This window comes from Streptomyces sp. CNH287 (assembly GCF_000424825.1).
In genome coordinates this window covers 337,075-356,664 of the sequence record NZ_AUKQ01000004.1, presented here as the reverse complement: position 1 = coordinate 356,664, position 19,590 = coordinate 337,075, and the positions used below count along the sequence as shown (strand labels likewise).

At 73.6% G+C, this 19,590-nt stretch carries 20 protein-coding genes; 2 read left to right on the top strand and 18 right to left on the bottom strand.

The features are described from left to right. Positions 1 to 18 precede the first annotated feature (18 nt). Together H299_RS0104550 and H299_RS32150 are read right to left on the bottom strand one after the other, a co-directional pair. A complete protein-coding gene (locus tag H299_RS0104550) occupies positions 19 to 957 on the bottom strand; it encodes a dihydrodipicolinate synthase family protein (RefSeq protein WP_027747446.1) in 939 nt (312 codons plus the stop codon). Further along, entirely contained in the window at positions 947 to 2,416 is a 1,470-nt protein-coding gene (locus tag H299_RS32150; protein ID WP_051262120.1) for an MFS transporter, read from the bottom strand. Before H299_RS32150 ends, H299_RS0104550 begins: the two co-directional genes overlap by 11 nt. Before the next feature lie 195 nt (positions 2,417 to 2,611). On the opposite strand from H299_RS32150, the gene H299_RS0104540 reads away from it, so the two are divergent. Beyond that, entirely contained in the window at positions 2,612 to 3,331 is a 720-nt protein-coding gene (locus tag H299_RS0104540) for a FadR/GntR family transcriptional regulator (protein WP_027747445.1), read from the top strand. Between the two features lie 102 nt (positions 3,332 to 3,433). Here H299_RS0104540 and H299_RS0104535 read toward each other — a convergent pair whose 3' ends face one another. Beyond that, entirely contained in the window at positions 3,434 to 4,561 is a 1,128-nt protein-coding gene (locus H299_RS0104535) for a baeRF2 domain-containing protein (RefSeq protein WP_027747444.1), read from the bottom strand. A 250-nt stretch (positions 4,562 to 4,811) separates the two neighbouring features. Here H299_RS0104535 and H299_RS37335 point away from each other — a divergent pair, with 250 nt between their 5' ends. Continuing rightward, positions 4,812 to 5,198: a DUF6479 family protein gene (locus H299_RS37335; RefSeq protein ID WP_051262119.1), complete on the top strand. Its 387-nt coding sequence runs from the start codon at positions 4,812 to 4,814 to the stop codon at positions 5,196 to 5,198. 65 nt (positions 5,199 to 5,263) lie between these two features. Here the strand turns inward: H299_RS37335 and nrfD are convergent, their stop codons facing one another. The 15 genes from nrfD to H299_RS0104455 all read right to left on the bottom strand — a co-directional run bounded on the left by nrfD (position 5,264) and on the right by H299_RS0104455 (position 19,590). After that, the gene (gene nrfD / locus H299_RS0104525) at positions 5,264 to 6,163 is read right to left on the bottom strand and encodes an NrfD/PsrC family molybdoenzyme membrane anchor subunit (RefSeq protein WP_027747443.1); all 900 of its coding nucleotides are present in this window, start codon (positions 6,161 to 6,163) and stop codon (positions 5,264 to 5,266) included. Between the two features lie 119 nt (positions 6,164 to 6,282). Continuing rightward, positions 6,283 to 7,230: a 4Fe-4S dicluster domain-containing protein gene (locus tag H299_RS0104520; protein WP_027747442.1), complete on the bottom strand. Its 948-nt coding sequence runs from the start codon at positions 7,228 to 7,230 to the stop codon at positions 6,283 to 6,285. Next, positions 7,227 to 10,511 carry a formate dehydrogenase gene (gene fdh / locus H299_RS0104515; RefSeq protein ID WP_027747441.1) on the bottom strand — a complete coding sequence of 1,095 codons (3,285 nt, stop codon included), beginning with the start codon at positions 10,509 to 10,511 and terminating at the stop codon, positions 7,227 to 7,229. Before fdh ends, H299_RS0104520 begins: the two co-directional genes overlap by 4 nt. 43 nt (positions 10,512 to 10,554) lie before the next feature. Further along, positions 10,555 to 12,945, bottom strand: a complete 2,391-nt coding sequence (locus tag H299_RS0104510; protein WP_027747440.1) for a phosphoketolase family protein — start codon at positions 12,943 to 12,945, stop codon at positions 10,555 to 10,557. A gap of 69 nt (positions 12,946 to 13,014) precedes the next feature. Further along, a complete protein-coding gene (locus H299_RS0104505) occupies positions 13,015 to 14,004 on the bottom strand; it encodes a TIGR03557 family F420-dependent LLM class oxidoreductase (RefSeq protein WP_027747439.1) in 990 nt (329 codons plus the stop codon). Positions 14,005 to 14,104: 100 nt separating this feature from the next. Then, the gene (locus tag H299_RS0104500) at positions 14,105 to 14,311 is read right to left on the bottom strand and encodes a hypothetical protein (RefSeq protein WP_027747438.1); all 207 of its coding nucleotides are present in this window, start codon (positions 14,309 to 14,311) and stop codon (positions 14,105 to 14,107) included. Positions 14,312 to 14,449: 138 nt separating this feature from the next. Then, the gene (locus H299_RS32140; RefSeq protein ID WP_158692265.1) at positions 14,450 to 14,812 is read right to left on the bottom strand and encodes a hypothetical protein; all 363 of its coding nucleotides are present in this window, start codon (positions 14,810 to 14,812) and stop codon (positions 14,450 to 14,452) included. 79 nt (positions 14,813 to 14,891) lie between these two features. Beyond that, the gene (locus tag H299_RS32135; protein WP_037757894.1) at positions 14,892 to 15,257 is read right to left on the bottom strand and encodes a gas vesicle protein K; all 366 of its coding nucleotides are present in this window, start codon (positions 15,255 to 15,257) and stop codon (positions 14,892 to 14,894) included. A 151-nt stretch (positions 15,258 to 15,408) separates the two neighbouring features. Then, on the bottom strand, positions 15,409 to 15,621 hold the full coding sequence (locus H299_RS0104485) for a gas vesicle protein (RefSeq protein ID WP_037757893.1): 213 nt from the start codon (positions 15,619 to 15,621) through the stop codon (positions 15,409 to 15,411). Between the two features lie 64 nt (positions 15,622 to 15,685). Next, positions 15,686 to 16,462, bottom strand: a complete 777-nt coding sequence (locus H299_RS0104480) for a GvpL/GvpF family gas vesicle protein (RefSeq protein ID WP_027747436.1) — start codon at positions 16,460 to 16,462, stop codon at positions 15,686 to 15,688. Beyond that, positions 16,459 to 16,869 (bottom strand): gas vesicle protein, encoded by a 411-nt coding sequence (locus tag H299_RS0104475; protein ID WP_027747435.1) that lies wholly within the window; start codon positions 16,867 to 16,869, stop codon positions 16,459 to 16,461. The genes H299_RS0104480 and H299_RS0104475 overlap by 4 nt, the downstream gene beginning before the upstream one ends. A gap of 34 nt (positions 16,870 to 16,903) precedes the next feature. Next, the gene (locus H299_RS0104470; RefSeq protein ID WP_027747434.1) at positions 16,904 to 17,998 is read right to left on the bottom strand and encodes an SRPBCC family protein; all 1,095 of its coding nucleotides are present in this window, start codon (positions 17,996 to 17,998) and stop codon (positions 16,904 to 16,906) included. Beyond that, on the bottom strand, positions 17,991 to 18,548 hold the full coding sequence (locus tag H299_RS0104465; protein ID WP_486587145.1) for a hypothetical protein: 558 nt from the start codon (positions 18,546 to 18,548) through the stop codon (positions 17,991 to 17,993). The genes H299_RS0104470 and H299_RS0104465 overlap by 8 nt, the downstream gene beginning before the upstream one ends. 51 nt (positions 18,549 to 18,599) lie before the next feature. Further along, a complete protein-coding gene (locus tag H299_RS0104460; RefSeq protein WP_027747432.1) occupies positions 18,600 to 18,857 on the bottom strand; it encodes a gas vesicle protein GvpG in 258 nt (85 codons plus the stop codon). 19 nt (positions 18,858 to 18,876) lie between these two features. Further along, positions 18,877 to 19,590 (bottom strand): GvpL/GvpF family gas vesicle protein, encoded by a 714-nt coding sequence (locus H299_RS0104455; RefSeq protein WP_027747431.1) that lies wholly within the window; start codon positions 19,588 to 19,590, stop codon positions 18,877 to 18,879.

Below are 19,590 nucleotides of genomic sequence, written 5' to 3'. Positions count from 1 at the left end.
CCGCCCCCGGCCGCCCCCTCAGCCGCCCACCGCCCCAAGACCCGCCTCGGCCAGGATCTCCTTGATGCCCCGCCGCTCCCCCGCGTCCAGCGGCAGCAGCGGCGGGAGGGTGGCCGGGTCGGCGAGGACACCGCGCAGGGCGAGCGCCGCCTTGAACGCGCCCAGCGCCGCCGCCGTCGCCCCGATCCGGGTGCGGTCGGCGACGTCGACGATCCGGAACAGCCGAGCGAGCCGGTCCTGTTCGGCCCGGGCGGCGGCCAGGTCGCCCTCCCGCGCGGCGCGGTGCAGCCGTACGTAGCCGTGCGGGTCGACGTTGCCCAGGCCGGGCACGATCCCCGCCGCGCCGAGGGTGACCGCCAGGTCCGCGAGCAGTTCCGAACCGGTGAGCGTGGGCAGCGCGGTGCCGGTGCGGCGGAGCACCTCCCGGAAGTGCGCCAGGTCGCCGCTGGAGTCCTTGAGGGCGATCACCAGTTTCTCGGCGGCCAGTTCCGCGACGATGGCGGGGGTGAGGCGGGTGCCCACCGCTCCGGGGATGTCGTACGCGATGACGGGCACGTCGACGGCCGCCGCCACCCGCCGGTAGTGCTCCACCACCTCTGCCGGGTGCGGCTCCACGTAGAACGGCGCGGTGACCACCACCGCGTCCGCGCCGGCCGCCGCCGCCAGCCGGGCGTGCTCGATGACCCGCCGGGTCCCGGTGTCGACGGCGCCCACCAGCACCGGCACGGCGCCTGCCACCGCGCCGACGGCCACCTCGGTGACCGTACGCAGCCGGCCGGAGTCCAGCAGGGCGGCCTCGCCGGACGATCCGGCGAGGAAGACGCCGTCCACGCCCGCGCCGAGCTGGAAGCCGATCAGGCGCTCCAGGGAGCGGCGGTCGATCTCCCCGGCGGCGTCGGTCGGGGTGACCAGCGGCGGGATCACGCCGCCGAGGGAGAGTGCGGAGTCAGAGACCACGAGGGGCCGTCCTTTCGGAGGGGGTGTCCTTGGGGGTGTTCGGGGCGGCGGCGAGCGCGGGCGCGTCGGACTCGATCCGCAGCGCGCGTCCGATGCGGGCGGGCAGGTTGAAGCCGATGATCAGCGCGACCACGGCGGTGAGCACCCCGGCGAGGAGGGTGAGCGCGGTGCCCAGGCCCGTGCGTTCCGCGATGGAGGCTCCGGCCAGCGGTGCGACGGCACCGCCGAGCGCGCCGACGTTGTACGAGAAGCCGAGCCCGGCCGCCCGTACCCGGGTGGGGAAGTGGTCGGCGATGTACTTGGGCAGCAGCCCGGAGATGCCCTGGCTGGTCGCCTGCATCACGAACAGGAACAGCCACAGGAGCACCACGTTGCCCGAGTCCAGGGCGAACACGGGGAAGACGAACGCCAGGGAGAGGAACAGGCCGAAGACGTAGGTGCGCCGGGTGCCCAGCTTGTCACCGACGACCCCGGCCAGGCAGGACCCGGCCGCGTAGCCGAGCCCGGCCCAGGTCAGGGCGTCCGAGACCTGGCCCGCGTCGTAGCCGAGTTCGGTCTTGAGGTAGGTGGGCAGCAGCGACTGGATGGGCCAGGAGTAGAGGAACGCGCAGAACGTCGTGACCATGATCGCCAGCATCACCGGCCAGAGACGTCCGGCCAGTTGGACGGTGAAGGCGATCAGGCAGAGCACGGCCACCCCGGCCAGCGGCCACGCGGCGGCACCCGCGTTCTGGCTGAAGAGCAGCACGAGCACGGCCGACAGGAGCACCGCGAGCGCCCCGTTGCCCACTCTCCTGCGGGGGGCGAGCAGCACCGAGGAGGTGGTGACCTCCGGGCGGTCGCCGACCTCGGCCTGCCACTCGGCCGCCTCGGGCAGCGCGCGCCGCAGGTAGAGGGTGAGCGCGATCGGGACGATGCCCGCGTAGAACAGCCAGCGCCAGCCCGCCACGGGCACGATGACCTCGTAGGCGAGGGCGGCCAGCACCGTGCCGATCGGGTAGGCGGAGAGCAGGAAGCCGGTGGCCCGGTTGCGCATCGACTTGGGCCAGGACTCCATGACGTACGTCGCGCTGGAGCCGTACTCCCCGGCCATGCCGATGCCGACGATGGCGCGGAAGATGAACAACGACCAGTAGCCCCAGGCGAATCCGCACAGGCCGCTGCCGACCGAGAAGGCGAGGATGGCCAGCAGCATCGCGGGCTTGCGGCCGTACCGGTCCCCGATCGCGCCCAGCACCAGCCCGCCCAGCCAGCGGGAGACGAACGCGGCCGAGACCAGGGTGGCGGCCTTGGTGAGGCTGATGTCGAAGTCGTCCGCGATCTCCGTGAGGACGAGAGTGATCAGGACGAAGTCGAATCCGTCCAGCAGATAGCCGAGCCAGGCGGCGAAGAACGCCTTGCGCTGCGCCCCGGTGAGGCTGCGGAAGGAGTGCGGGGTGGCTGGCGCCGAGGTTGCCACGGGCGGGACCTCCGGTAACGGGAGACATAGGATGTCCTATGTCCGCGCAAGCTACCGTCGGCCGCGGCGGCCACGCAAGCGTTTGCCCCACGGGAATTCCACCCGGTTCCCCTCCCGGGCACTCCCCCGCGGGTACCGCGTCAGGCGGGTGGCAGCACGGCGGATGCCGCCTGGCACAGCACTAGACTCTGGAACGTGAGTACTTCGGCGACACGCAAGCCCGCCGGCGGCGCCCGAGCCAACCAGCGCGCGCTCCAGGCGGCGATCAAGCAGCTGATCGTCGACCGGGGGTTCGCGGCGGGCGCGCTGCTGCCCACCGAGGCGGAGTTGATGCGGCAGCTGGAGGTGAGCAGGCACCCGCTGCGCGAGGCGATGAAGGCCCTGGAGGCGGTCGGCATCGTCGACATCCGCCACGGCCACGGCACGTACGTGGGCTCGGTGCCCTTCTCCGCGCTGGAGGCGGGGCTGTCCTTCCGCGGCGCGCTGTCCGTACGCGGGGACTACGCCGACATCCGCAACCTGCTCGAAGTCCGCGAGGTGCTCGAAGCCGGGCTGGTCGGCCGCGTGCTGGGCGCCTACGACCTGCTCGACTTCGCGGCGCTGGACGAGGCGGTCGCCGGGATGGAGCGGGAGGCCGAGGAGGGGCGGCACACCCCGGCGCTGGACTGGGCGTTCCACGAGACGCTCTACCGCCCGCTGGACAACGAGCTGGTGCTCGACCTGCTCCAGGTGTTCTGGAAGGTCTTCGACGCGCTCGACCCCGACCTCCCGCGCGCCGCGGACACCGCCGCCCTGACCGCGCGCCGGCACCGGCAGATCCTCGAAGCCCTGCGCGCCAAGGACGAGGCCGCGCTGCACGAGGCGATCAGCGAGCACTTCCGCGGCATCCGCTCCCGGCTGCGGCAGCCGGGCTGAGCCCGCGAGGGCGGCGGCTGGGGCGGCCCAATGCGGCGGCCCCGCCGCCGACAGGGAGCCGCCGCCGGCCGCCGCCGGGACCGCCGCATAGACCGCTGCTGGTCAGGGGCTGGGCCAGCGCAGCAGCGCGCCGAGCCCGCCGTCCGGCGCCCGGGCCGGATCGGGCACCATGACGGCCTCGGCGCCGTTGGCCGCAGCCGAACGCAGCAGCGCGTCGTCCGCGCGCGCCGTCATCGGCTGCGCCTCCCCCAGGTAGCGCAGCTCCGTACGGCGCGTCGCGAGCTGGTCGGGATCGGGGCCGACCCACACCGTACGGCCGACGTCCGGGCCGTCCTGGGCCAGCAGGAGGGCCGAGATGCGGTGCTCCCGCGCGGCTTCCACCAGCGCGGGCAGCCCGGCGGCCGTCGACGCGTTCGCGCCGCCGTTCCCGCGCGCCGCCTGGTAGCGGTCCACCACCTCGTCCGTGCGGCCGGCCTCATGCACCGCGCGCACCTCCGCGATGTCGCGCTCCAGCCGGGGGCTTCGCGAGCCCGGCGCCCGGCCCCCGTGCTCGCTCTCGACCGCGACCGCGGCCAGCGGCGCGGGCAGCCGGTCCCGTACGGCGCGGCGCTCGCGCGGGTCGCCCGCCAGGAGCAGCAGGTCGGCGCCCGTGCGCCGACAGGCTTCGGCGGCGGCCTCCGCGATCTCCCCCGCGTTCTGCTCCCAGGTGTTCTCGACCCTGGCGTGGAAGTGCTTCTCGGACCAGTCGGCCGTCGGGACGCGATGCACGGGCCAGTCGGCTCCCTGGACCTGCCCGGCGTCCTCCCGCCTGGTGTCGCCGCGCAGTTCGAAGTCGGCACCCGTGCGGTCCACGTACGCCACCAGGCACAGCGGGTCCTCGCCGACGCCCCGCAGCAGCGGAGCGGTCCTCGGCAGGACGGCCCAGTCGGCGAACGGCCGCGTGGGCGGCCCGGCGAGCGGGGTGTCGATCACCACCGTGCCCTCGGTCGCGAGCACCGCACGTCCGCTGCGCCTCCCGGGGCCGCCGACGGGCACGTCGGTCATCAGCGCGTCGTGCACGGCGCCGCAGGTGGCACGGTCCGCGCCGAGCGCGGCCAGTTCGTCGGCGGCGGCTCGGGCGGAGAGGTCGCGCTGCTTGGCCGCGTCCTCGCTCGTGTGCGTGGTGTCCGCGTACACGGAGGCCCACGGGCCGGGCCGGTCCAGGACCGGCCGCAGAAGTGCGAGTTGCATGGAAACTCCCGGTTGTTCTCGGGTCACCTGCGGCGCTGTCCACTCCCGGGTGCCCCACGATCCCCGACGAATGCATCCGCCGCGCGGAACGAGGCCCGGCACTCCCCCAGGTCACCGGACGGGGACAGCGGGTCGCACCGTGCCCCGGGACCGGCGGGTGCGCGGCCGAGTGACATCCGGCGCTGCGGGCACCCGTTGCGCCATGTACCCAGCACGCGCAGCAGACACCGCAACCGCGGACCCCGCTCGAATGCCCTTCGCCGCCGCACGCGACCTGATGGTCGGCGTGGGGCCGCTGGTGATCGGCCTGGTGATCGTCGTGGCTCTGATCGTGGCGGTCGGCTACGGCACGCGCCTGCGCCGGAGGGGGGATCTGCGGCCTTCGGAACCCCCGCCGCCGGCCCGGCACCGGGCCGGCGACCGGCACCGCGACGCGCCCGTGCCCACCCCGACGCCACGGGGCGACGGCAGGCGGGGCCCGCACGACCTCACCGCGCAGAACACCCCGGCCGACCCGGCCAGGGAGGCCGCGGAAGCCGCGGAAGCCGCCGAGGCCCCAGGCGCGGCCGAGACCACGGAGACCGACGGGCCCGCTCGCGGGGACCGCCGGGACGGGGGCGCCGCCCCGCCGGGCTGACCTGGGCCGCGCACTCGCCCGGGTGACCGCGCGGTCACCCGGGCACGTCGGCCACCCTCCGTCCCTCACCCCGTCCGTTCCGCCAGCCGGGCCTGCTGGGGCGCGACGGTGTACACCGGGTCCTCTGCCGAAGCGACGCCCGCCGCGAACACGGCGAACCGGGTGCACGCCGATCCCGCCAGCAGCGCCAGTCCGCCCGCCACCGCGGCGGGGCGGCTGCGGTGCCCCAGCAGGGCCGCGCCGGCGGCGCCCGCCGTGGTCAGCACCCGGGCCGCGCGGCGCAGCCTGCCCGCACGGCCGGTGCGGAGCGTCTCGGCCACCATGCCCAGGCGCCGTTCGACGGCCCGGTCCGCCGCCGTGTCGGCGGCTGCGGCCAGCACGGCGGCACACCGCGCGGGGGCGTTCTCCCGCAGCGGTCCGGCCGCCAGAGCCATGCCGGAGGCGGCGGCCGCGGCGGAGGCGGCGAAGAGGTAGGGCAGTTCACGGTGTGCCCCGTGCCAGGCCGGCACGGCGGTGTCCGCCGCGAGGACGGCGGTGTAGGTGGCGACCGCGGGCCCCAGCAGGGCGGCGGCGCCCGTCGCCACCGCGCCCGCCCGTGGCAGCAGGCCGGTGGCGGCGCTGGCGGCGGCTGCCGCGGCCGCCGGTCCGTAGGCCGCCAGCAGCCAGGACCCCACGCTCATCGGCGAGGTGGGCTTGAAGACCCGCAGCATGTGGGCGAACCGGGCGGGTCTGCCCAGATCGTTGACGAGGGCGGCCGTCGCCAGCGAGACACCGCCGAGAGAGGAGACCTTCAGCGCGGTCGCCGTCCGGGTGCGGCCGGTGAGGTGGGCGCCGGCGGCGAACACCGAGCCCGCGCCCGCGAGGCCGCCGAGGAAGAAGTATCCGGCGATGTCGCGGGCGGCCCAGGACGGCGCCTTGATCACCGGCCGCCCGTAGTAGTCCTGGAACTGGGCGCGGGGCACCATCGGCTCCTCACCGCGCTTCCCGCCGGAGCCGCGCCGTCCACGCCGCGCGCCGCGACCGGCGTCCTCGTTCGGTCCTCCGCGTCCGCCCTGATCCGGCCGGCTCGTGGCACCAGCGTCCGTCATGCCGCTCCCCTCCCCGCGCGCACGGCCCGTGCGGCGGACCGCAGAGCTGCGGGCGCCTTGTACGACAGCAGCGCGCCGCCCACCAGGGACAGCGCGGCGGCGCCCGCGTGCCGCCACATGGCGGGCAGGTCGCGGGTGGTGACCTGGGGGTCCGGTGGCAGCCCGTAGACCGCGGGCTCGTCCAGCAGCAGGAAGAACGCGCCGTCGCCGCCGACGCCGTCGTGCGGGTCGTGCCCGTAGAGCCGGGCACCGGTGACGCCGGCCTCCTGGAGCTGATCGACCCGCAGGGCGGCGCGCTCGCGCAGTTCCTCCAGCGGGCCGAACTGGATGGACTCGGTGGGGCACGCCTTGGCGCAGGCGGGCTCTTGGCCGGCGCCCAGCCGGTCGTAGCACAGGGTGCACTTGAATGCCCGCCCGTCGGTGGGGCGTTGCTCGATGACGCCGTACGGGCAGGCCGGTACGCAGTAGCCGCAGCCGTTGCAGATGTCCTCCTGGACCACGACCGTGCCGAACTCGGTGCGGAAGAGTGAACCGGTGGGACACACGTCCAGGCAGGCGGCGTGGGTGCAGTGCTTGCAGACGTCCGAGGACATCAGCCAGCGCACGCCGTCCGCCGCAGGGCCCGCCTCCGGGGCCGACGTCAGGGCCGACTCCGGGTCGGCCAGCGGCAGTTCGGTGCGCCCCTGCGGCGAGACCGGCTGTTCGATGAAGGCGACGTGCCGCCAGGTGGACGCGCCCAGTGCCTCGGTGTTGTCGTACGACATGCCGCTCAGCGAGAGGCCGTCCTCCGGCAGCGCGTTCCACTCCTTGCAGGCCACTTCGCACGCCTTGCAGCCGATGCAGACGGAGGTGTCGGTGAAGAAGCCGACCCGGGGCGGCGGGTCCGGGTGGCCCGCGTCGCCCGCGGGGTCCGGCTCCGGGCCGCTGAGGAGGTTGCCGGTCACGGTGTGGTCTCCCTGCCTGTCATGGCGGTGATGCCCGCGCGCCGCCGGTAGTCGGCGACCAGCCGGCCCAGGTCAGCGCCGCGCGGGCGGCGGCCCGGGCGGATGTCCGCGGTCAGCGCCTTGTCCTCCTGGATGTGGGCGTTGGGGTCCAGGGCGATGGCGACGAGTTCGTTCGCCGCGTCGCCGGTGACCACCCCGTTGGGACCCCAGTGGAAGGGCAGCCCGATCTGGTGCACGGTCCGGCCGTGCACGGTGAGTGCGGCGATCCGGGAGGTGACCAGCACGCGGGCCTCGACGGCGTTGCGCGCGGTGACGATGGTGGCCCAGCCGGTGTGCTCGAGCCCGCGTTCGGCGGCGAGCGCGGGCGAGACCTCGCAGAAGAACTCCGGTTGCAGTTCGCCCAGGTACGGCGACCAGCGGCTCATCCCGCCGGCCGTGAAGTGCTCGGTGAGGCGGTGGGTGGTCACGATGTACGGGTAGACCTCCGCACCCGGTTCATCCCCGCTGGGGTGGTAGCGGTTGCCCGGGCGCGAGTGCAGCAGCCGTACCGGCGAGCGGGAGCGGCGCGGGTGCAGCGCGTTGGGGAAAGGGGAGTCCTGCGGCTCGTAGTGGGTGGGCAGCGGGCCGTCCACCAGCCCGGCGGGGGTGAACAGCCAGCCCTTGCCGTCGGCCTGCATGATGAACGGGTCGTCGCCGCGCAGCGCGTCCGGCCCCCGGGCGCCCGCGGGCGGCACGTGGTCCGGCGCGCGGTCGGCGATGAAGTCGGGCACGTCGTGCCCGGTCCACCGACCCGCCTCGGCGTCCCACCACACCAGCGCCCGGCGGTCGCTCCAGGGTGTGCCGTCGGGCGCGGCGGAGGCGCGGTTGTACAGGACGCGACGGTTGGCCGGCCAGGCCCAGGCCCACTCGGGGGCGGTCCACTCCTGCTCGGTGTGCGGGGTGCGCCGGGCGGCCTGGTTGACGCCGTCGGCGAAGACGCCGCAGTAGATCCAGCAGCCGCAGGAGGTGGACCCGTCGTCCCGCAGCTGCGTGTAGGCGCTGAGCGGACTTCCGTCCCGGCCGCGGCCGTTGATCTCCGCCAGCACCGCCGCCGCCACCGGTTCGCGCAGTTCTCCCTCTTCCGGATAGTCCCAGGTGAGGTCCTGCACGGGGCGGTCCATGGGGTCGGTGGACGCGGCCAGCGCCGCCTTGATCCGGCGTCCGAGGTGGTAGGTGAACCACAGGTCGCTGCGGGCGTCGCCGGAAGGTTCCACGGCGGCGTGGTGCCACTGCACCCAGCGGTTGGTGTTGGTGAAGGAGCCTGACTTCTCGGTGTGCGCGGCGGCGGGGAAGAAGAAGACCTCGGTGCCGATCTCCTCGGTGCGCAGCTCGCCCGACTCGATCTCCGGCCCGTCCCGCCACCAGGTCGCCGACTCGATGAGCGAGAAGTCGCGGACCACCAGCCAGTCCAGCTCGGCCATCCCGAGTCGCTGGAGCCGGGTGTTGGCGGAGCCGACCGCCGGGTTCTCCCCCATCAGGAAGTACCCCTTGCAGACACCGTCGAGCTGGGCGAGCACCGTGTCGTAGGTGTTGTGGGAACCGGTGAGCCGGGGCAGGTGGTCGAAGCAGTAGTCGTTGTCCGCGCGAGCGGCGTCCCCGTAGTAGGACTTGAGGAGGCTGACGGAGTAGGCCCGCATCTCGCCCCAGAAACCCTTCTCCGTACGGCTGGCGGCCACGTACGCGTCGAGGTCCTGGTGCGCGTGCGCGTGCGGCATGGGCAGATAGCCGGGCAGCAGGTTGAAGAGGGTGGGGATGTCGCTGGAACCCTGGATGGAGGCGTGGCCGCGCAGAGCCTGGATGCCCCCGCCGGGGCGTCCGATGTTGCCCAGCAGCAGCTGGAGGATGCTCGCGGCGCGGATGTACTGGGCGCCGGTGGAGTGCTGCGTCCAGCCCACCGCGTAGACGAAGGCGCTGGTGCGCTCCGGGCCGGAGTGGGTGGTGAGCGCGTCGCAGACCCGCAGGAACGCCTCCTGCGGGACACCGCAGACCTGCTCGACCAGCTCCGGGGTGTAGCGCGCGTAGTGGCGCTTGAGGATCTGGTAGACGCAGCGCGGGTGGCGCAGCGTCTCGTCACGTTCGGGGGCGGGGTGCGCCCGCGGGCCGCCGGACCCGTGGGTCTCGGCGGCGCCCGCGCCCTGGGCGGCCCGCTCCCCCGCAGTCCGCCCTTGCGCCGCACGCACCCGCTGCTCGTACCGCGTGTCGCGGTCGCCGGCGGACGCCTGGACGTCGGTGCCCTGGTACTGCCAGCTGCCGGTGTCGTACGTGTGCAGCTCCTCGTCGAGCCCCGAGAAGACGCCGTCCAGGTCCTCGGTGTCGCGGAAGTCCTCGCCGACCAGCGTCGCGGCGTTGGTGTAGGCGAGGACGTAACGGCGGAAGTCCTTGTCGTGGGCCAGGACGTGGTGGATGATCCCGCCGAGGAAGGCGATGTCGGAGCCGGCGCGCAGAGGCACGTGAAGGTCGGCGAGCGCGCTGGTGCGGGTGAAACGCGGGTCGACGTGGATGACGGTCGCCCCGCGCGCCTTGGCCTCCATCACCCACTGGAAGCCGACCGGGTGTGCCTCGGCGAAGTTCGACCCCTGGATGACGATGCAGTCCGAGTGCTGGAGGTCCTGCATGAAGGTGGTCGCGCCGCCCCGCCCGAAGGAGGTGCCCAGCCCGGCGACGGTGGAGCTGTGGCACACCCGCGCCTGGTTCTCCACCTGTACGACGCCGAGGCCCGTGAAGAGCTTCTTGATCAGGTAGTTCTCCTCGTTGTCGAGAGTCGCGCCGCCCAGGCTCGCGATGCCCAGCGTGCGGGCCACCCGCAGACCCTCGTGCTCCCACTGCCAGTGCGCGCGGCGCGTGGCGAGGACCCGCTCGGCGACCATGTCCATGGCCGCCTCCAGATCCAGCACCTCCCAGTCCTTCGCGTACGGGCGCCGGTGGAGCACCTGATGGCGGCGGGCGGGGCCGGTGGTCAGCTGGAGGGTGGCCGAGCCCTTGGGGCAGAGTCTGCCGCGGCTGACCGGGGAGTCGGGGTCCCCCTCGATCTGCACGACGCGGTTGTCCTTGACGTAGATCTGCTGGGCGCAGCCCACCGCGCAGTAGGGGCAGACGGACGGCACCACCCGATCGGCGGTGCCGGTGCGCGGCCTGAGCCCTCCGGTGCGGGGCGAGGTCACAGCCTGGCCGCGTCCCAGCGGGTCGGCACCGGTCAGCTGGCGGTAGACGGGCCAGCGTCGCAGCAGGCCGCGGATGTCCATCGTGGCTCCTCCCTGCGCAGCGGTCGCGGGCGGCGGGTGCCGCTCAGCGCGGTATCCAGGCCCAGTCGGCGACCTCGGGGAGGTCGCTGCCGTGTTCCCGTATCCACGCGTGGTGGCGCAGCCGCGTGTCCTCCATCGTCTGGCGCAGGGCGGCGGCCCGCACGGCGAGACCGGGCACCCGGTCGATCACGTCCATCACCAGGCGGTAGCGGTCGAGGTCGTTGCGCACCACCATGTCGAAGGGCGTGGTCGTGGTGCCGATCTCCTTGTAACCGCGTACGTGAAGGTGGGCGTGGCCGGTGCGGCGGTAGGCCAGGCGGTGGATCAGCCAGGGGTAGCCGTGGTAGGCGAAGATCACAGGCTGGTCGGTGGTGAAGAGCGCGTCGTACTCCGCGCCGGTCATGCCGTGCGGGTGCTCCCGCCGGGGCAGCAGCCGGGCCAGGTCCACGACGTTGACCACCCGTACGGCCAGCCGCGGCAGATGGGCGCGCAGCAGCATGGCGGCGGCCAGTACTTCCTGGGTGGGCACGTCGCCCGCCGCCGCGAGGACGACGTCGGGCGGCCGGGTGCCGTCCTCGCTGCCCGCCCACTCCCAGACGCCCGCTCCTCGGGCGCAGTGCGCGCGGGCCTGGTCGAGGGTGAGCCAGTCGAAGCCGGGCTGCTTGCCCGCGACGACGACGTTGACGTAGTCGCGGCTGCGCAGCACGTGGTCGGCCACCGCCAGCAGGCTGTTGGCGTCCGGCGGCAGGTAGACCCGTACCACCTCGGGCGCCTTGTTGAGGACGTGGTCGACGAAGCCTGGGTCCTGGTGGGAGAAACCGTTGTGGTCCTGCCGCCACACGTGCGAGGTGAGCAGGTAGTTCAGCGAGGCGACGGGCCGCCGCCAGGGCAGTTCGCGGGTGACCCGCAGCCACTTGACGTGCTGGTTGACCATGGAGTCGACGAGGTGCGCGAACGCCTCGTAGCAGGAGAACAGCCCGTGCCGGCCGGTGAGCAGATAGCCCTCCAGCCAGCCCTGGCAGGTGTGTTCGGAGAGGATCTCCATCACGCGGCCGTGCCGGTCCAGGTTCTCGTCCACCTCCAGTACGCGCGCCTGCCAGGCCTTGCCGCTGGCGGTGTAGACGTCCTGGAGCCGGTTGGACTCCGTCTCGTCCGGGCCGACGATCCGGAAGTCGCGGCGCTCGGACGTGTCGGCCATCAGTCTCGCCAGCAGACGGCCCAGGACTCGGGTCGGCTCGTGCGAGGTGGCCCCGGGCCTGCCGGGTTCCACCGGCGCGGCGAAGTCGTCCAGGGGCGGGAGGGGCAGGTCCCGCAGCAGCCGCCCGCCGTTGGCGTGCGGGTTCGCGCCGAGCCGGCGGTCCCCCCCGGGGACGGCGGCGAGGACGCGCGGACGCGGGCGGCCGTGGCCGTCGAAGAGTTCGTCCGGGCGGTAGGAGCGCAGCCAGCGCTCCAGCAGCCGCAGATGCTCCGGCTCCTCGCGCACGGCGGCGAGCGGCACCTGGTGCGCGCGCCAGGTGCCCTCCACCGGCACTCCGTCGACCTCCGCCGGGCCCGTCCAGCCCTTGGGCGTACGCAGGACGATCAGCGGCCAGCGCGGGCGCTCGCGGACGCCCTCGGCGCGGGCCCGGTGCTGGATGAGGGCGATCGCGTCCAGGGCGTCGTCCAGGGCCGCCGCCAGGGCGCGGTGGACCGTGGCGGGGTCGTCGCCGTCCACCAGGACCGGCTCGTGGCCGCAGCCGCGCAGGTAGTCCGCCAGTTCGGGCCACGGGAGGCGGGCCAGTACGGCCGGGTTGGCGATCTTGTATCCGTTCAGGTGCAGAACGGGGAGCACCGCGCCGTCGTGCACGGGGTCGAGGAACTTGTTCGAGTGCCAGGATGCCGCCAGCGGGCCGGTTTCGGCCTCGCCGTCGCCGATGACACAGGCGGCCAGCAGGCCGGGGTTGTCGAACGCGGCGCCGTAGGCGTGCGAGAGCGAGTAGCCCAGCTCGCCGCCTTCGTGGAGGGAGCCGGGGGTCTCGGGCGCGACATGGCTGGGCACCCCGCCGGGGAAGGAGAACTGCCGGAACAGCCGGGCCATGCCCTCGGCGTCCCGGCTCACGTCCGGGTAGACCTCGCTGTAGCTCCCGTCCAGCCAGGAGTTGGCCAGCACGGCGGGGCCGCCGTGGCCGGGCCCCCAGATGCAGATCGCGTCCAGGTCGCGGTCCTTGACGACGCGGTCGAGATGGGTGTGGAGGAGGTTGAGACCGGGTGAGGTGCCCCAGTGGCCCAGCAGGCGGGGCTTGATGTGCTGGGGGCGCAGCGGTTCGGCCAGCAGCGGGTTGTCCAGCAGGTAGATCTGGCCGACGGCGAGGTAGTTGGCGGCGCGCCAGTGAGCGTCGAGCGCGGCCAGTTCCTCGTCCGCCAGCGCGGAAGGAGTCTCCGGCGTCTCCGGCATGGATCGGGGCCTCTCTCCTAGGGTTCCGCAGGGGTTGCGCGGAGTCCGCGGGGCCGCGGGGCCGCAGGCTCAGCGTGCCCCAGGTGGCGCGGTGGCCGTCGGGGTCAGCTCGCGCAGGGGTTTCCGCAGTGCGTCCGTGAAGAAGTCGAGGAAGCCGTCCGGGTCCGGCCCGGCGTTCATCAGCACCAGCCGGTCGTAGCCCGCGTCGGCGAACCGCCGTGCGGCGGCCACGAAGCGTGCGGGGTCGGGGCCGCAGGCGAAGGCGGCGCGCATGTCCTCGGCCCGTACGGTGCCCGTGGCGGCCTCGAAGTTCACCGGGTTGGGCAGCTCGCTCATCACGTGCCAGCCGGTGACCGCCCAGCGCGTGGTGTCCAGCGCGGCGCGTTCCGCGGTCTGCTCGTCGGGCGCCCAGGCGACGGGGACCTCGGCGTAGCCCGGGCCCGTGCCGCCCGCCCGCCGGTAGTCGCGGACGATCTCCGCCTTCGCCTCGGTGACGAAGAGACCGTCCCCCAGCTCAGCCGCGATGCGCGCCGAGGCCGGGCCGCTCGCGGCGACGGCGATCAGCGGCGGCTCCGGCGGCAGGTCGAAGACCCGCGCGTCCTCCAGCCGCAGGTACCTCCCGTCGTACGAGCGGTATCCGCCACGCCACAGCAGCCGGATGATCTCCAGCGCCTCGCGGAGCATCGCGTGCCGGGTGCGCACCGCGGGGAAGCCGCGGCCCACGACGTGCTCGTTCAGCCGCTCCCCGGAGCCCACCCCCAGGACGAACCGGCCCTCGGAGACCAGCGCCAGGGTCGCGGCCGCCTGCGCGATGACGGCCGGGTGGTAGCGCACGGTCGGACAGGTGACACCGGTCGCCAGCCCGAGCGCCTCGGTACGCGCCGCGACCGCCCCCAGCACGGTCCAGGTGAAGGACGAGTGCCCCTGGACGTCCAGCCAGGGGTGGAAGTGGTCGCTGATCTCCACGAAGTCGAATCCGGCGGCCTCCGCCCGCACGGCCTGGCGGATGAGTTCGCCGGGGCCGAACGCCTCGGACGCGAGCTTGTAGCCGATCTCCATGTGCACCTCACGGGCCCGGGGGCGGGACGGCTTCGTCAGGGGTGGCGTGGCTCCCGGCCGCGAGGCGGTCACACCGGGCCGGGCGGGCCGGGCACAGCGCTCAGTCGGGAGGTTCGGGCGCGCCGTCCTCCTCGGGCCGGTGGTCGTCGACGCGGCGCTTGCCCGTGCGGGTCCCGTCGTCCGGGCGCCCGTCCGGGTCCTTCCGCTCATCCTGCTCCTCGGGAGTCGGCCCCAGATCGGGGGCGTCCTCGAGGGGCGGCAGGTCGGGGGTCAGGGGTTCCGCGTCATCCTTTTCGTCCGATCGCATGGCTGCCGGGTATCCCGGCTGCCGCACGACGAAACCCCCGCCTCGCCCTGTTCGGGTGAGGCGGGGGTTCCGTCCGTGCGGGCCGCCCCGGGGCGCCCGCGTTCCCCGGGGCGGCCCCGTCAGGTGGCGGCCGACTCCTCAGATGCGTCCGCCGGTCGCCCGGGTCAGCGGCCCGGCCCCGCTCATGGCAGTGCGGCGGCCTACCAGGAAGGAGACGGCCCCGGCCGTCACCACGGCCGCGCCCACTCCGGTGACCAGCGCCTTCCGCGCCGTGACAGCCACCCAGGTGGCACTGGCCGCGGCCTGCGGCGCGCGCAGGGTGGCCTTGAGGGCCTCCTCGGCGGCCGGGAGCGACGAGAGCGGCGACTTCGGCTCGGCCTGCTCGCCGGCCTGCTGCCGGGCCTTCTTGGGCGCGGTCTTCGCGGCGGTCCTTGTCATGCTGCCGGTGGTCCCGTTGGTCGTGTTGCCTGTCGTTCGCTCGTTGGTCTCTTCCTTAGCCATGGACTCCGGGTAGCCCGGCGGCGGCGGGTGAAACGTCCGTCGGCCGACGGACGTGGCCCGCACCGTGCCTGACGTGCCGTCACTTCACGTCTCCGCCGGGCGGCAGGAGGGAGCCGAGGGGGCCGAGGTCCAGGTTGAGGTCGGCCATGGAGAGCCCGTAGCGCTCGCAGAGTTCGTTCATGCGGTCGTGCAGGATCATCAGCGTCATGCCGATGCGCTCCTCCTGATCCCCGCTCAGGTCGCCCTCGTCGACCCGGTGCAGGGCCGTGCGCTCCATCAACTGGCGGAGCAGTTCGACAACGGTGAGCACCAGCTTGATCAGGTCGCGCTCCACGGTGTCGGGGTCGGTCCGCAGCCGCTGCGCGGGCGTTGCCGGGCGGTCCTCGCCGGGTCCGGCGGGCAGCAGGTCGAAGGCGTGGGCGGCGGCCCGTGCGACTTCGTCCAGCCGGGGCCCCGCGCCGCCGTCGGGACGTTCGGGCGCCGACGCGCGTGCGGGCGGCGCCCCGTGCTCGTGCGGCGTCTCGTGTGACCGCTGGTGTGACCGCTCGTGTGCGTCTGGCCGCACGTTCGCTCCTCTCCTCCCGCGCCCCGTCGCCTCACCAGGGCGCGGGGTCGTCCGGTGTGATCGAGTGGATGACGGCGCGGAGGTTGACGCGCACCAGGTCGACGTCGGCGATGGACAGCACGAGGTCCCCGGTGAGCACGGCGCCGCCGCTGAGCAGCCGGTCGAGCAGGTCGATCAGCGCGACCTGGCGTCCGGCGAGCGCGTCCAGCGGCTCCGGCGCCTCCGCTCCGTGCGCGGCGGCCAGGTCGTACGGGAAGCCGTCCGCGGTGCGCGCGCCCGTGCCTTGGCCGCCGCCTGCCCCGCCGCGCTCAGTGTTCACGGGGCACCGCGAACGAGTAGGGGGCCCACGGCCCGGTCAGTTCGATCCGGGCGCCGGGCACGCCCTCGGCCTGGCGGGCGACGAGTTCGCGGAACTCCTCGCCGCGCTCCACAGGCACCAGATAGCCGTCGTTGGTGACGTTCTCGCCGAGCCCGGTGGCCAGTTCGCCCTGCTGCGGGCGGTGGGACACCCGCGCCTCGGCCACCGTCCCGGCCGCCTCCGCGACGCGTTCGACGACCGCGGCCACGTCCCGGTGTATCCGCTGCCGCGTCCGCCGCGTCTCCTGGCGGCGCTGGAGGTACGCCCGGCCGGGGCTCTCGGCGGCGGGCGGTCCGGGCTGTTCGGGCACGGAGACGGCCTGCTCCGCGTCGACGTAGATCTTGACGCCCCATTCGACGTGGCCCTCCAGGCGGGCGAGCAGGCCGAAGAAGTCCTCGGCGTGCTCCGCGAGCATCGCGGCCACGCCCGCGTCGTCCCGGTAGACGGTCGCCAGCCGCATGGGGAGCACGGTGGCGTGCTCGTACGCGGCGGCGACGACGCCGTGGTGGCAGCGGGCCACGGCCTCCAGCCGCTCCAGGTCCTCGAGTTGCGCCCGCAGGCCCTCCTCGCCGAAGCTCGCGGCGGACACGGTGCTGACGAGCGCGCCCAGGCCGGCCGCGGACACCGTACGCAGCGCGGAGCCGTCCTGGCCCGCGACGACGGGGGCCATGCCCTCCAGGCTCTGCCGGCGGCCGACGGCGTACAGGTAGCACAGCTGCGTGGTCATCGGTCCCTCCCCTGCGTGTCTTCGGCCGGCTCCGCGGCCGGGAGGGCCGCGGCGGCGCGCAGTTCGGCGATCTCCGCCCGCAGCCGGGCGTTCTCGTCGCTGAGCCGTGCGCTGCCGGCGGCGGACCCGCTCGCGGCGGCGGGGCGGGCGTGCGAGGAGAGCGAGGGGTCGTGCTCCCACCAGTCGATGCCCATCTCCTTCGCCTTGTCGACGGAGGCGACCAGCAACCGCAGTTTGATGGTCAGCAGTTCGATGTCGAGGAGGTTGATCTGGATGTCACCGGCGATGACGATGCCCTTGTCCAGGACACGCTCCAGGATGTCGGCGAGGTTGGCCGACGATCCCTGCCGGTCGTAAGGGGCCGTCCCTCGGGTCGAAGCCATGCGGCCGGCCACTGAATCGGACATGTGTGTACGCCCCTTCCTGCGGTGCTCGGCCGCGTCAGCGGCGGGCGAGCCGCTCGTCGTCCTCGGCTTCCTCCGCCTCGTCGGCGTCGGCGTCGTCCTCGGAGTCCTCGAGCGGCTCGTCCTCCTCCGCGTCGAGGTCCTCCTCGGGCACCGCGTCCTCGTCCGTCTCTTCGTCCTCTTCGTCCTCGTCCGCCTCGGCTTCGGCCTCGTCGGCTTCGTCGTCCTCGGCCTCGTCCGTCTCGGCCTCGTCGGACACCTCCTCGGCCTCCGCCCGGGCGCGCTCCTCCTCCTCGACCGCGTCCTCGTGCGCCACCGTGACCTCGCCGTCGCGGATCTCCCCGCGCCAGCCGTCCGTGGCCTCGCCGCGCAGCATGAGGAACTTGCGGAACAGCTTGAGGTCCAGCCGGGCCCGGCGTCCCTGGGCCCGCCAGATGTTGCCGGTCTTCTCGAACAGGCCCTTGGGGAAGTACTCGATGACCAGCAGCACCCGCGTCAGGTCGTCGGTGAGGGCGTGGAAGGTCACCACCCCCTTGACGGTTCCCTTCGCGCCCTCCGTGGTCCAGGTGATGCGCTCGTCGGGGATCTGCTCGGTGACGTTCGCCTGCCAGCTGCGGGTGGACTTGGCGACCTTCACCTTCCAGTTGCTGCTGGTGTCGTCGGTCTTCTCCACGCTGACGACGCCCTTGGCGAACGTGCTGAACTCCTGGAACTGCGTCCACTGGTCGTACGCCTCGCGCACCGGGACGCCGACGTCGATGTCCTCGACGAGGGTGACGCTCTTGGACTTTCCGCCGCCGCCCCTGCCCCGGCCACCGCCCTTGCCGAAGAGGCCCTTGACCTTCTCCTTGACCGTGTCCTTGAGCTGGGAGGCGCCGACGGCCATGGCCGCCTTCGCCGGGGAGTCGCCTTCACGGAGGGCCTCGCCGCCCTTCGCCAGGCTCTTGGCCATCCCCCCGGCCCGTCCGGGCTCGCCCATCCTGCTGACCGTCTCCCCCAGCTTGCTGCCCAGACCGGTCACCGCGTGCTGGGCGCGCGCCTGGAGGTAGTGGCTCAGTTCCTCCTTGAGCCGGTCGGTGGCCGGGCTGTTCGCCACCTCGTCCTTGAACCTGCTCAGCGTCGATTCAGCCATTGCCGCCTCCACTGCCGCTCGCGGCGCGCTTGGCACCGGAGGCCGCCTTGCGGGCACTGGACGAGGCCGCCTTGCGGGCCGCCGGCTTCGCCGCCTTGCCCGACTGTCCTGCCTTGCCCGCCTTGCCCGCCTTCGCCTTCCCCGAGGCGGCCGACGATGACGAGGCCCGGCGGCGCGGCGGCGGCGACCCGTCCGCGCTGTCCGCGCCGGCCGCGCTCTCTTCCTCCTCCTCGCCCCGCTCCGCACCCTCCGCGCCGCCCTGCGGCTCGTCCAGGTCCAGGGTGCGCTCGCGGAGCGAATCGGCCAGGCCGCCCGCCCGTTTGGTGAGGGCACCGGCCGCGGCCGTCGTCGTCGCGCCGACGAGGTCCTTGCGGACCTGGTCGCTCAGACCGCTCAGCAGCGGATTGTCCGTCACCGTCTTCATGAGCTGCTGCGGGTCGAGTTTCTTCCCCGCGAGGAACATGCCCATTCCGATGGCCAGTTTGGCCTTTCTCGTGCGCCCGAGGAAATACCCTCCGACGAGCGCGACACCGATCTTGGCATTGCACATCACTGTTCTCACACCTCTCTCTCCACACTTCAGGGGTTGTGCCGGGGGAATTCAGGAACGTGCCCGCAGCCGCCGCTGCTCGTTCTCCAGCCACTCCATCCGTTCGAGCAGTTCGTCCTCCCGGCGGTCGAACTCGTCCTCCTCGATGGTGCCGTCGAGCAGTTCCTGTTCCAGCGCCGCGAGTTCCGCGCGCACCGGCGCCGGGTCGTAGTACTCGCGCTCGGCGGTCAGCAGCAGCTGGTCGATCACCCAGCCGGTGCCGCGTACGGGCGCCAGCGGCAGGGTGAGTATCTGTCCGATGAGGCCCATGGGAATCTCCCGCTCTTCGTCACACGAAGCTGTACGGCGGCAGCGGCCCGTGCAGGCTCAGCGTGTACGCCTCGCCCCGTTTCGCCGACTCGGCGTCCACCGCCTGCGTCAACTCCTCGGTCTCCGTGCGCTGGACCAGAAACGAGACGTTGAGGAAATGCGACATCGTCGGCTCGGCGAGTACGTGCTGCCGGGCATGGCGGGCGAGCTGCGTCAGCAGCGCCGCCGCCTCGCTGTCCTGGCGGTTCTGCACCTCCTGGGAGACCAGTTCGCCGAGCGCGACCTTGTCGTCGTGCGCGGCGGGGTCCTGCCGCGTGACGGCGTTGAGCCGGCGGATCTCCTCGGAGTCGGAGACGATCTCCCGCAGCAGGTCCTCCTCGTCGCGGGCGACCTTGAGATGGAACTCCACGCACCCATCGAGGTCCGCGAGCCGCTCGCTGTACGCCTCGCGGTGCTCCTCGAGTGCGTCCAGTACCTGCTGGTCGTCCGGCCCCACCAGCCCGAAGCGCATCGGCAACGCCGCTCCGTCGCGCATCAGCCGCTCCAGCACCTGCTGATGGGCGGCCAGGTCGCGCCGCTTGGCCTTGAGGTCCTGCGGCGCCTCGCTGACCACCGCGCCCAGCTCCTTGGTGCGCAAGGTGCGCAGTTCGCCACCGGGGTCACCGACGCCCTTGAGGTCCTCCAGGGCCATCGGGTGGCCCGCCCTGGTGATCGCGTAAACGTATGTGGACAC